Raw genomic sequence first — 10,224 nt, 5'->3', positions numbered from 1 at the left:
TGACCCAACCCCTCTGGCGCGGCCAACGATCAGGCACGACTCGTGACGGGGCCCGCCGGAGCGCACGGAAAAGCAAGCTCGCCTTCGGCATCGCCCCAGGCAGCTCGCCTTCGGCGTCGCCCAAGCAACTCGGCTTCGCCATCGCCAGGGCAGCTTGGCTTCGCCTTCGCCCAGGCAGCTTGCCTTCGGCGTCGCCAGGGTTGGTGCTAGAGGTGTTCCTTGCTCAGCTTTGCCCACAGCTTGGGGAGGTCGGCTTCCGTTTTGTGGGCCAGTTCTACTTCCTTGCCGTAGAGCAGGCCGAACGTGAAGCCGTTCTCGTCGCCCCTGCCGAGTTCTAGCAGGACGGGGCGCGCTACCACGGAGTCCTGGTGGTCGCCCAGGAGGGTTTGGACGTCCTTCGCTCGCTTGCGGAGGGTGGTGGCGTGTTTGCCGAGGGCCGGTTCGGCTACTTCTGCCGAGTAGCGGAGGCGTTTGGCTGCCTTGCGGGCCTCGTGGAGAGGTTCGTCGCTGTCGCTCGACTTCAAGGCGGCTGCTACGCGGGTGTCCAGGCGGTGGCGGGCCTTTTCTACCAGGCGGGGGAGGACGTCGCGGGCCTTGCCTGACGCTGAGGCGGTCAGTGGGGGCGAGGCCAGCAGGGCGTCGATCGAGTTGAGCAGGGTGAAGTAGCGCTTGTTGTCCAGCGCTGCGACGGAGTCCTTGTGGGCCTTGGCTTCCAGCGGGGCGAAGTGGCGGGTCAGGCGGGCGGCCACGTCGCCCAGGACCAGTTCTGGGGGGAGGGTGTGGAGGGCTTCCTCGAAGCGCATGCGGAGGACTTCCAGGTCGCGCGAGGTGCCCAGGGTTGAGGCCAGCCACTTGAGTTCGTCGGTCAGGTGGCGGGTGGCTGAGCGGTCGACGATTTTGCCGAACGCTTGTAGTGCGGACCGCATTCGGCGGGTGGCCACTCGCATTTGGTGGACGGCGTCGTCCTCGTTGCGGCGGACTCGGGGGTCCTGGTTTTGGAGGGCCGCGCGTTGTTCGTGGAGGTAGGCGAGGACTACTTCGCCTGCGGTGGACTTCTTGTTGATGGACGGGATGGCGTCGCGCTTCACGCCGATCACCTGGGAGAGCTTGGATTTTGAGGCGGAGGGGTGGATGCCTGCCGAGCCCAGGTGTTGTTCGACGGTGTCGAGGAGCTTGCGGTCGCCGCCGGAGCCGAGCTCGACTTCGATCTCGCGCCAGCTTGTGGTGGTGGTCGAGGAGCCCATGGTTTGGGCGGTGACGACGTCATCGACCACTTCGGCGAGGAGTTCGCCGTTGCCGTTGGTGAGTTGCCAGCGGCGGCGGTTGGTGCGGATTTCGGCGACTGGGGTCAGGCCGGAGCCTCGGGTGTGGGCGCGGACCAGAGAGGAGAGGTCCTTGGGCGGGTTCTTCACGGCGCGGCCCAGTGGGGCTCGGACTTCCTGGCGGGAGTCGGCGTCGTCGGCCGGGAGTTTGAGGTGCCAGCCCTCGTCGTCGCCGCCCACCCGGCGGCGCAGGGTCACGCCGGCGCGCGCCAGGCGGTAGTCGTCGGTGTCGAAGTACGTGGCTTCGAGATCGAACTCCTCGGGGCCCGTGGCCACGCCGGTGATCTCGGTGAGGTCCGGCAGACTCGCGCCCGATGGTGCCTCGTACTTGCGTTCGGTCTCAGTAACAGAGGTCGCCATTTACTAGTAATACCTCGTTTCGCGGCTGTTCACCCAGGGTGGTGACGGTGTGTGAGGGGTGATTGCCTCGGCCGGGCGGACTTTCGACCTCGAATGCGTGTAATCAGTGGTGATCGCCTTGGCCCCGCCCGGAGTGTCCGGTTCGCTGGTCGCGTGCCCACGGAGAAGGAACGGCTCGATGTGGTCGAGCCGCAGGTCGCCACGTTGATCAGCCACGTCGGTCAGCTCGCGGCGGAGCTGGAACGCGTCACAGCTCGGTTGACGGTGCTCGAGCGGCGGTTGTCGGGGGCTGGAGACGGGCCGCTGGTGGATCTCGACGCGGTGGCCGGGGACGTCGCGCCGCTGGTCGAGGCGTTGCGCAAGGGGTGGGACGCCGAGCAGGAGATCCTCGCGGATCCGGCGCGGGTCGAGCTCAAGCACGAGGTTCTCGAGTTCGACGGGCTCAAGGCTCGGCGGGACGACGCCAAGTCCAAACTGGACGGTGGGCGGGTGCCGCGGTTCGAGCGCGACGCGTTGTCGCACGAGGTTCGCCAGATGGAGTGGCTGATCAACGCAGGCGAGGCGAGCGCCAAGCGGGCCGCCGAGCGGTTGGAGGCCGACGAGGACGCCTCCGGCGAGGAGTGGCGGACCGAAGCGGTGCTCGCCGGGGACAAGGCTCGCGGTGAGATCAAGGACGCGGCCGCGCGGCGCATCGAGGAAGCGCTCTCCCAGTACGCGCGGATGCCCGTGTGGTTCCGGGTGGGGCTCGGGGAGATTCCGACGCCGGACCCGTCGTTCTGGCTGGAGTCGGCGATCGCGGTGCTCGCGTACCGGCTGGAGTACGGGGTGACGGACGCGGTCACGCCGCTCGGGGCGCCGCCGTCGGCCAAGAGCGGGTGTGAGAACTGGGTGCGCCGGACCAACGTCTACGCGGACATCACCGACCGCCTCACGACGCTGGCCGCCACGTTCCACCTGCAGTAGCCTGTTCTGCAACCGCTGGGTTGCAGGAGGTGGGCGAGTGGACCGGATCGAGCGCGATGTGCTGATCAACGCGTCGCCGGAGCGCGTCTGGCACGCGCTGACCTCGGCCGAGCACCTCGGCACGTGGTTCGGCGACGCGGGCGCCACGGTGTCGGCGCTGGAGCCCGGCGGCGAGGTCACGCTGACGTGGGCTGCGCACGGCACCGGGCGTGCGATCATCGAGAAGGTCGAGCCCGAGTCGTTCTTCTCGTGGCGCTGGTCCGGTCCGCTGGGGCCGGAGCCAGTACCGGGCAACGCGACGCTGGTCGAGTTCACGCTCACCCCGCAGGACGGCGGCACGCTGCTGCAGGTCGTGGAGAGCGGGTTCACGACGCTCGACGTGCCGTCGGAGGAGCAGGAGAAGTACGCGTCCGGCAACTTCGGCGGCTGGGGCCATGAGCTGGACGAGTTGCGGGAGTACCTGGAGAAGTGAGTCAGGTCGATGACGTGCTGGCCGCGCTCGCTGATCCGATGCGGCGCCGGGTGCTCGATCTCGTGGCGGCGCGGGGGCCGATCTCGGCGTCGGCGCTCGCCGGAGAGCTGCCGGTGAGCCGGCAGGCGATCGTGAAGCACCTCGGCGTGCTGGAGAAGGCGGAGCTGGTGGCGTCCGAACGCGCTGGCCGGGAGAACAACTTCTCCGTCCGGGCCGACGCGCTGGACGCCACCGCCACGTGGATGGCCTCGCTCGCCTCGCAGTGGGACAAGAGGCTGGCCGCGATCAAGAAGATCGCTGAAACCTGAACGCGCCGCCGACCATCGTCGCGAGCACCGGGATGTCCGCGATGGCGTCGCTCGTGCGCGGGTCCTCGCCCAGCACCACGAGGTCCGCGAGCTTGCCGGGCGTGAGGCTGCCCAGCACGTGCTCCTTGCGGCACGCGTAGGCGCTGCCGAGCGTGTACGCACGGATCGCCTCCTCGACGGTGATCGCCTCGTCCGGTCCGACCGCCTGGCCTGCCGCCGAACGCCTGCGCACCATGAACTCGATGGCGCGCAACGGAGATCCGTCCGCGACCGGCCGGTCCGAGCTGCCCGCGACGGTGATCCCGTGGTCGAGGAACGACCGTCCGCGGTACATCCAGGGTGCCCGTTGCGCGCCCATGATCTCGCTGTAGTCGTCGCCGTACGACCAGAGGAACGTCGGTTGGACGACCGGTATCAGTCCGAGAGCGGCGATCCGTTCGAGTTGATCAGGGCGGACGAGACCGCAGTGCTCGATCCGGTGCCTGGCGTCAGCCTGCGGTCGTCGCCGTTGTGCTTCGGCCACCGCGTCCAGGGTGAAGTCGATCGCGCGGTCGCCGATCGCGTGGATCGCGAGCTGCCACCCGGCGTGGTGCCCGTCGAGGATCGCCGCCCGCATGAACTCCTCGGACTCGGCGAGCTGACCAGCGTTGTCCGAACCTGCATAGGGCTCTGTCAACGCCGCCGTGCGCGCCATCATGCCGCCGTCGGTCCACAGCTTGAGGGCGCCCAACGACAGCATGTCGTCGCCGAAACCGGTGTGCAGGCCGAGGTCGATCGCCCGCGGAATCCCGTCGGACGGGTCGGCTTGGACGTCGTCCAACATGTACGCGGACACCATGAGCTGCACGCGAACCGGCAGCTGAGCGCGTTGGTAGGCGGCGGCTTCGAGCGGGCTGCTGGCGATCAGGCCCGCGCCGATGCCCGCCTCCGCGCACATCGTCACGCCCTCGGAGAGCACCTGATCGGCGCTGCGCCGCAGCTCGGCGGTGATCTCGTCGAGCGAGTACGGCAGCCGCAACGTCCGGGCGGCCAGCTGTTCGTTCTCGGTCAGCCACCCGTCGCTGGTGATCTCCGGAAGCTGCTTGAGCACCGCTGAGTTCACGACGCACGCGTGCCCGGACAGGTCCGCGACGTACACCGGCCTGCCGTCGCTGATCTTGTCGAGGTCGGCGGCGGTGAGCGGGGAGTCCATGATCCGCCGGTCGTAGCCGGACGCCTCGATCCAGCCCGTGCCCGCGGAACCGCCGAGCCTGTCGAGGATCTGGGCGACTGTCGTCAGGCCGGTGATGTCGATCGTGTGGCGGCCGTTCCACGCGAGGTGCGTGTGGGCGTCGATGAAACCGGGCAGCACCACGGCGCCCGCGAGGTCGACGGTCTCGGCGGCGGGCAGGTCCGCGACGTCCGAGTCCAGTCCGGCGATGCGGCCCTGCCAGATGCCGATCGTGTGCGCGGCGGGGCGTGCCGGGTCCATCGTGAGGGCCCGGCAGCCCGTCAGTTTGAGATCGAGTTTCACGCGGTCGCGAGGACCGGCACAGGAGTGTTGGTCAGCACGGACGCCAGGATCTCACCCGAACGCACCGCGACGTTGGACAGGAGGGACGACGTGATGCCGTGCGAGTGCTCGGTACCGCCCTGCAGGTAGACGCCGCCGCTCAACGACGACTGGACGCGGTAGTCCCGGCCCACGACCAGACGACCGGCTTCGTCGCGTGTGCAGGTGTCGTCGAGCGAACCGAGTACCGGCGCGGCCTCGTCGTAGCCGGTCGCGAGCAGCACGAGGTCGGTCTCGACGATCTCCTGCTCCCCGGTGACGAGCGACTGGATCACCGCACGAGCACCGGTGGAGGACTCCTCGACCGCCACCAGCCGGGTCATCTTCATCATCTTGAGCCGCTCCGTGCCGAGCACCTTCTCCTGGTACACGGTCCGGTAGAGCTGCGCGATGAGGTCGACGTCGACGACCGAGTAGTTGGTGTTGCGGTGGTAGTCCATCAACCGCTGCTTCACGGCGTCCGGTGCGTCGTAGTAGTGGTCGACGGCCTCGGGGTCGAAGATGCGGTTCGCGAACGAGCTGTCGTCGGCGGGGGAGTAGCCGTAGCGCGAGAACACCGAGCACACCTCGGTGTTCGGGTACTCGCGGTGCAGGTACGCGACGGCTTCCGCGGCGCTCTGCCCGGCTCCCACGACGACGCAGCGCTTGGGGTCCTGCAGTTCGCCGACGCGGTGCAGGAACTGGCTGTTGTGCCACACGCGGTCCGACAGCTCGATGCCGTCCGGCACGGTGGGCCGCAGTCCGGTGGCGAAGACCAGGTTCCGTGCGTGGTACACGTCACCAGTGGCCGTTGTCACCTCGAACAGGTCGTCCTGGATCGCTTCCACGCCAACGGCTTCCGCGCCGTACGCGACCAGGTCGTCGACCTGCGCGGCGGCCCACTCGAAGTAGTCGTGGAACTCGACGCGCAGCGGGAACAGGTTCTTGTGGTTCACGAAGTCGATCAACCGGCCGCGGTCGTTCAGGTAGCACAGGAACGAGAAGCGGCTGGTCGGGTTCCGCATCGTGACCAGGTCCTTGAGGAACGACACCTGCATGGTGGCGTCGTCGAGCAGCATGCCCCGATGCCAGCCGAACGTGTCCTGACGTTCGAGAAACACCGCGGTGACAGGGGTTTCGGCCTGCTCGTTGTGCTCGGTCAGAGCGATGGCGAGCGCCAGGTTCGAAGGGCCGAACCCGATGCCGACGATGTCGTAGATCGGATGCATGAGCACCTAACTTAGGGAAGCCTAAGCTTGCTTTGCAAGCCCTTGGTTAGGTTAGCCTGACCGTATCGCATCCTAGTAGAGGAGGACACCCCCATGAGGGTCGTCATGTTCGGGTTCCAGACCTGGGGTCATCGCACCCTGCAGGCACTTTTGGCGTCCGAGCACGAGGTCGTCCTGGTGGTGACCCACCCCAAGGGTGAGGGCGCGTACGAGAAGATCTGGAGCGATTCGGTCGAGGACCTGGCGCTGGAGCACGGCGTAGAGGTCGTCGTCCGCGAGCGCCCGGAGGACCAGGAGCTGCTCGACAAGCTCAAGGCCGCCGACCCGGACGTGATCGTCGCCTGCAACTGGCGCACGTGGATCCCGCCGCAGGTCTTCGCGCTGCCCAGGCACGGAACGCTGAACGTGCACGACTCGCTGCTGCCGAAGTACGCGGGCTTCTCGCCGTTGATCTGGGCGCTGCTCAACGACGAGAAGGAAGTCGGCGTGACGGCGCACATGATGGACGACACGCTCGACGCGGGCGACATCGTGCTGCAGCGCTCGGTTCCGGTCGGTCCGCGCGACACGACCGCCGACCTGTTCGCGAAGACGCTGGAGCTCTTCGGCCCGATCACGGTCGACGGCCTCGCCGAGATCGCCTCCGGCCGCACGGACTTCGTGAAGCAGGACCGTTCGCAGGCCTCGTTCTTCCACAAGCGCGCCGAGGAGGACCTGCGCATCGACTTCACCTGGACCGCCGAGGAGCTGGACCGGCTGGTGCGCGCGCAGTGTTCGCCGTACCCGAGCGCGTTCTGCTTCCACCGCGGCCAGCGCCTGGAGATCATCGAGGCGGAGGTGTCCTCCGAGGTCTACGGCGGCACTCCCGGCCGGATCTTCTACCGCGAGGGCGACGGCGTGACGATCGTCGCGGGCGCGGAAGCCCGGCGCGGCCGCAGCAAGGCGTTGCTGGTCAAGAAGGTTCGCACCGCCGACGGCACCGAGCTCAAGGCGCACGAGTACTTCAAGACGATGGGTGGCTATCTCACCTCGCGTCCCTGAGTTGCGACATGCCGATCGCGGGTCGGTAGATCGATCCGTGATCGGCATGCCCGATCATGGGCGCATGAATCGCGCGGCGGTGACGTCACTGGTGGTCTTCGTGCTGCTGGTGGCAGTGGGCTGGTACCTGACGAATCTCCAGTCGTCCCAGGACAATCCGCCCACTTCGCCCGCACCGACGGGGTCCGCCGACCTCGGTGCGTTGAAGATCGCGCCCGAGGGCAAGATGGCCGGCTACAGCCGCGACCGCTTCCCGCACTGGGCCTCGCAGGGAAACTCCTGCGACACCAGGGAGATCGTGCTGCAGCGCCAGGGCACCGACGTGAAGCAGGACAAGGACTGCAAGGCCGTCTCGGGAACCTGGAACAGCGCCTACGACGGCGTCGTGATCAAGGACGGCGGCGAGGTCGACATCGACCACACCGTGCCGCTCGCCGAAGCCTGGCGTTCCGGCGCGGACAAGTGGACCGACGACGAGCGCAAGGCGTTCGCCAACGACCTCGGCGGCATCCAGCTGCTCGCCGTGACCGCGAAGTCCAACCGCTCCAAGGGTGACCAGGACCCGGCGAAGTGGAAGCCGCCGGTCGAGTCGTACTGGTGCACCTACGCGCAGCACTGGATCTCGGTGAAGGTCACCTACAAGCTGACCGCCGACCAGGCCGAGTACGACGCGCTGGCCGTGATGCTCAAGAAGTGCTGATCACCGTCACGGTCATCGGCTCGGCGTAGGTGTCCGCGCGCAACGCCTTGCGGAGTTTCTCCTGGAACAGCGGACGATCCGGCGGTGCGGGCAGGGTCTCCGGGGACATCGCGGAGAACAGGCTGCCCGTCAGCTCTTCGATCGTGTGCTCGTGGGTGTAGCCGACCGTCCACTCGTGCGGCGTGTACCCGGCCGCCTCCAGTGAGGCCGCGTACCGGCGCCGTGCCTCGGCATCGGTCCCGCAGCCGGCCGTCATCGCGCGGCCGAACCACTGCTCCAGCACCTGCCGGATCGCCGGGTGCTGGCGCCACAACGGAGTCCCGTTCGCGATGATCGCGAACTTCGCGGTGTCCGCCTCGCGGAACAGTTTCTCGTGGTCCATCCAGTGCAGCGCCTGCCCGACGACGACCGCGTCGAACCGCCCGAGCCGTGGCACGTCCGCGTCCGAGCCGAGGTGCCACTCGATGTTCGCGCGCTTCTGCCCGTGCGCGAGCATGTCCGGCTCCGGATCGACCGCGATCACGTGCCCGACGTGCGCCGACAACGGCACGGCGAGCTGGCCGGTACCGCAGCCGAGGTCGAGCACGCGGTGTTCGCCGGTGAGCCCGAGCTTCTGGACCAGCGCGTCGATCACCGGCGGTGGATAGCCGGGGCGGAACCTCGCGCAGTAGTCCGCGACGTCGCCGCTGAAACCCAGTCCTGTCGTGCTCATGACGTCGACTGTGCCTGGGCGCGCACGGCCGTGCCGACAACTCTGCCGACAGCGGAACGGCACAGCCCGACCCCCCGGACGGGCTGCGCCGCTCACCCCCGTCAGACCGCGCGCACCGACTCGAACAGCCCGGACAGCTGCCAGTGCGTCACGTACCCCATCGCCTCAGCCGCGATCAGCACGTCCAGCTTCCCCAGGTTGGTCCGCACCGGCATCTGGTAGGCCTTGCCCCGCCGCACGTCGAGCACCATCGGCGTCGCCCCCGGCAGCGTGTCGGCGATGGTGTGCTGCAGGATCCGCAGCCCCACGTTGGCCGCCTCGCGCGTCAGCGGCACCTCCTTGGTGTGCACGAGCACGGCGTACGTCGATCCGTCCCGGCGCCGCAGCCCCAGGTGCGGGCGGACCTTCAAGGTCAGGTCGCCGACGCGGTAGGTGGCTCCCTCCACCTGCACTCCGGTGGCCTTGAACGACCCGAGCCACGGCAGGAACCCGTCCGCGATCTCCTCGAACGCCCGCGGCTGGCCCGTGCGGTTCGCCCCCTGAACCGCCTTCTTCAGCTCCAGTTCAGGTTCGGTGGAGTTGACCGCTCGTCGCATGGCGTCGCGGATCGGGTTGTAGAACCCGCACACCTTGGTGTCGGTGGTCAGGTACATCCCCCGCTGTTCCGACACGATGTTGATGCGTCCACGCTGGCCGCTCATGACGTACTCGGTGAACGACAGTGCGGTGACGCTGACGTTGTTGTCCGGCAACGCTTTCTCCCCTCGTACCGCGATCTTCACCTGACGTTATCGGAGGGGTCTGACAAAAACGGTGCTGCTCCGAACGGTGTAACGACTACGTAGGGTTGAGCGACTACCCACTTGGCCGCCACTCAATGTGGTGGCCTGGACCTCAATCGGTAAACGGACGGTGACGGACCGGCGACCGATCACGGTGATGACCGTTCGTCTGCCGTTCGGCGATGCTCACCGCACGATGAGCGGAAGTCACCCTCCGTAGAAGATCAACTCAGGAGAATGGGTCCAGCAGGAGGAATTTCGGCGAAGGAGTGAGATGGCGGTCAAGGCGGAGCGTTCACCCGATAGAGCGGGTGACGTGGAGGTTCCGCAGCCTCGGCAGCCGACGAAGTGGCTCGTTCATCCCGATCAGTGGCCGCACGCCGTCCAGATGACGGTGATCCTCACCCTCATCGCCCTGCTGCTCTGGGCCATCGCCCTCACGCTCGGCCCCGACCAGGCGTTCATCGTCGGCTCGGCGGGCGTCGCGGCCAAGCTCATCTGCATGTACCTGGACACCCGCGTCCGCTCCTAACGCCCGTAGCGCTCCTGGGCCCGCGCTTTCGCCTTCGCCGCTTCGACCTCGCGGTCCTTGGGTGGCGCCGTAGTCACGAGCGCGTCGAGCAGTTCCGCGGTCGCCGCCGCCACCGCCGCGACCGCCTTGTCGAACGCGGCCTGGTTCGCCGCCGACGGTTTCGCCGCCCCGCTCACCTTCCGCACGTACTGCAGCGCCGCGGCCTGCACCTCGTCGGAGGTCGCCGGCGGTTCGAAGTTGTGGAGCACCCGGATGTTTCGGCACATGGCTCC

Annotated in this window: 12 protein-coding genes; 6 read left to right on the top strand and 6 right to left on the bottom strand. The window is 68.0% G+C overall.

The features are described from left to right. Positions 1-206 precede the first annotated feature (206 nt). On the bottom strand, positions 207-1,682 hold the full coding sequence (locus AB0M24_RS41925) for a CYTH and CHAD domain-containing protein (RefSeq protein ID WP_363779657.1): 1,476 nt from the start codon (positions 1,680-1,682) through the stop codon (positions 207-209). A 153-nt stretch (positions 1,683-1,835) separates the two neighbouring features. On the opposite strand from AB0M24_RS41925, the gene AB0M24_RS41920 reads away from it, so the two are divergent. From AB0M24_RS41920 to AB0M24_RS41910, 3 genes are read left to right on the top strand one after another with little or no spacing between them, the layout of a single operon-like run. Next, positions 1,836-2,645, top strand: coding sequence for a hypothetical protein (locus tag AB0M24_RS41920; protein ID WP_363779655.1), 810 nt, complete (start codon positions 1,836-1,838; stop codon positions 2,643-2,645). Between the two features lie 37 nt (positions 2,646-2,682). Further along, positions 2,683-3,117: an SRPBCC family protein gene (locus AB0M24_RS41915; protein ID WP_363779653.1), complete on the top strand. Its 435-nt coding sequence runs from the start codon at positions 2,683-2,685 to the stop codon at positions 3,115-3,117. After that, positions 3,114-3,425 carry a metalloregulator ArsR/SmtB family transcription factor gene (locus tag AB0M24_RS41910; RefSeq protein ID WP_363779651.1) on the top strand — a complete coding sequence of 104 codons (312 nt, stop codon included), beginning with the start codon at positions 3,114-3,116 and terminating at the stop codon, positions 3,423-3,425. The genes AB0M24_RS41915 and AB0M24_RS41910 overlap by 4 nt, the downstream gene beginning before the upstream one ends. Here AB0M24_RS41910 and AB0M24_RS41905 read toward each other — a convergent pair. Both AB0M24_RS41905 and AB0M24_RS41900 read right to left on the bottom strand, forming a co-directional pair. Next, positions 3,403-4,938 (bottom strand): amidohydrolase, encoded by a 1,536-nt coding sequence (locus AB0M24_RS41905; protein WP_363779649.1) that lies wholly within the window; start codon positions 4,936-4,938, stop codon positions 3,403-3,405. The genes AB0M24_RS41910 and AB0M24_RS41905 overlap by 23 nt on opposite strands. Then, complete coding sequence (locus AB0M24_RS41900; RefSeq protein WP_363779663.1) at positions 4,935-6,185, bottom strand: SidA/IucD/PvdA family monooxygenase; 1,251 nt, start codon at positions 6,183-6,185, stop codon at positions 4,935-4,937. The genes AB0M24_RS41905 and AB0M24_RS41900 overlap by 4 nt, the downstream gene beginning before the upstream one ends. 93 nt (positions 6,186-6,278) lie before the next feature. Here AB0M24_RS41900 and AB0M24_RS41895 point away from each other — a divergent pair, with 93 nt between their 5' ends. Continuing rightward, positions 6,279-7,226, top strand: coding sequence for a methionyl-tRNA formyltransferase (locus AB0M24_RS41895; protein WP_363779647.1), 948 nt, complete (start codon positions 6,279-6,281; stop codon positions 7,224-7,226). A 64-nt stretch (positions 7,227-7,290) separates the two neighbouring features. Then, positions 7,291-7,926: an HNH endonuclease family protein gene (locus AB0M24_RS41890; protein ID WP_363779645.1), complete on the top strand. Its 636-nt coding sequence runs from the start codon at positions 7,291-7,293 to the stop codon at positions 7,924-7,926. Here AB0M24_RS41890 and AB0M24_RS41885 read toward each other — a convergent pair. After that, positions 7,913-8,638: a class I SAM-dependent methyltransferase gene (locus tag AB0M24_RS41885; protein ID WP_363779643.1), complete on the bottom strand. Its 726-nt coding sequence runs from the start codon at positions 8,636-8,638 to the stop codon at positions 7,913-7,915. The genes AB0M24_RS41890 and AB0M24_RS41885 overlap by 14 nt on opposite strands. A 101-nt stretch (positions 8,639-8,739) precedes the next feature. Continuing rightward, entirely contained in the window at positions 8,740-9,420 is a 681-nt protein-coding gene (locus AB0M24_RS41880; protein WP_363779641.1) for a hypothetical protein, read from the bottom strand. A 274-nt stretch (positions 9,421-9,694) separates the two neighbouring features. On the opposite strand from AB0M24_RS41880, the gene AB0M24_RS41875 reads away from it, so the two are divergent. After that, positions 9,695-9,952: a hypothetical protein gene (locus AB0M24_RS41875; RefSeq protein ID WP_363779639.1), complete on the top strand. Its 258-nt coding sequence runs from the start codon at positions 9,695-9,697 to the stop codon at positions 9,950-9,952. Here the strand turns inward: AB0M24_RS41875 and AB0M24_RS41870 are convergent. Next, positions 9,949-10,218, bottom strand: coding sequence for a DUF2277 domain-containing protein (locus AB0M24_RS41870; protein ID WP_363779637.1), 270 nt, complete (start codon positions 10,216-10,218; stop codon positions 9,949-9,951). The two genes, AB0M24_RS41875 and AB0M24_RS41870, sit on opposite strands and share 4 nt — an antisense overlap. Between the last annotated feature and the right edge of the window lie 6 nt (positions 10,219-10,224).

This window comes from Lentzea sp. NPDC051838, assembly GCF_040681245.1.
Classification (GTDB): Bacteria; Actinomycetota; Actinomycetes; order Mycobacteriales; family Pseudonocardiaceae; genus Lentzea.
The sequence above is the reverse complement of the archived record's forward strand: the minus strand, read 5'-3'. Positions and strand labels throughout refer to the sequence as shown.

Coding starts and splice junctions, on each gene's coding strand:
- AB0M24_RS41890 (WP_363779645.1), top strand. CDS start 7,291: ATGAATCGCGCGGCGGTGACGTCACTGGTGGTCTTCGTGCTGCTGGTG.
- AB0M24_RS41900 (WP_363779663.1), bottom strand. CDS start 6,185: ATGCATCCGATCTACGACATCGTCGGCATCGGGTTCGGCCCTTCGAAC.
- AB0M24_RS41895 (WP_363779647.1), top strand. CDS start 6,279: ATGAGGGTCGTCATGTTCGGGTTCCAGACCTGGGGTCATCGCACCCTG.
- AB0M24_RS41870 (WP_363779637.1), bottom strand. CDS start 10,218: ATGTGCCGAAACATCCGGGTGCTCCACAACTTCGAACCGCCGGCGACC.
- AB0M24_RS41885 (WP_363779643.1), bottom strand. CDS start 8,638: ATGAGCACGACAGGACTGGGTTTCAGCGGCGACGTCGCGGACTACTGC.
- AB0M24_RS41875 (WP_363779639.1), top strand. CDS start 9,695: ATGGCGGTCAAGGCGGAGCGTTCACCCGATAGAGCGGGTGACGTGGAG.
- AB0M24_RS41925 (WP_363779657.1), bottom strand. CDS start 1,682: ATGGCGACCTCTGTTACTGAGACCGAACGCAAGTACGAGGCACCATCG.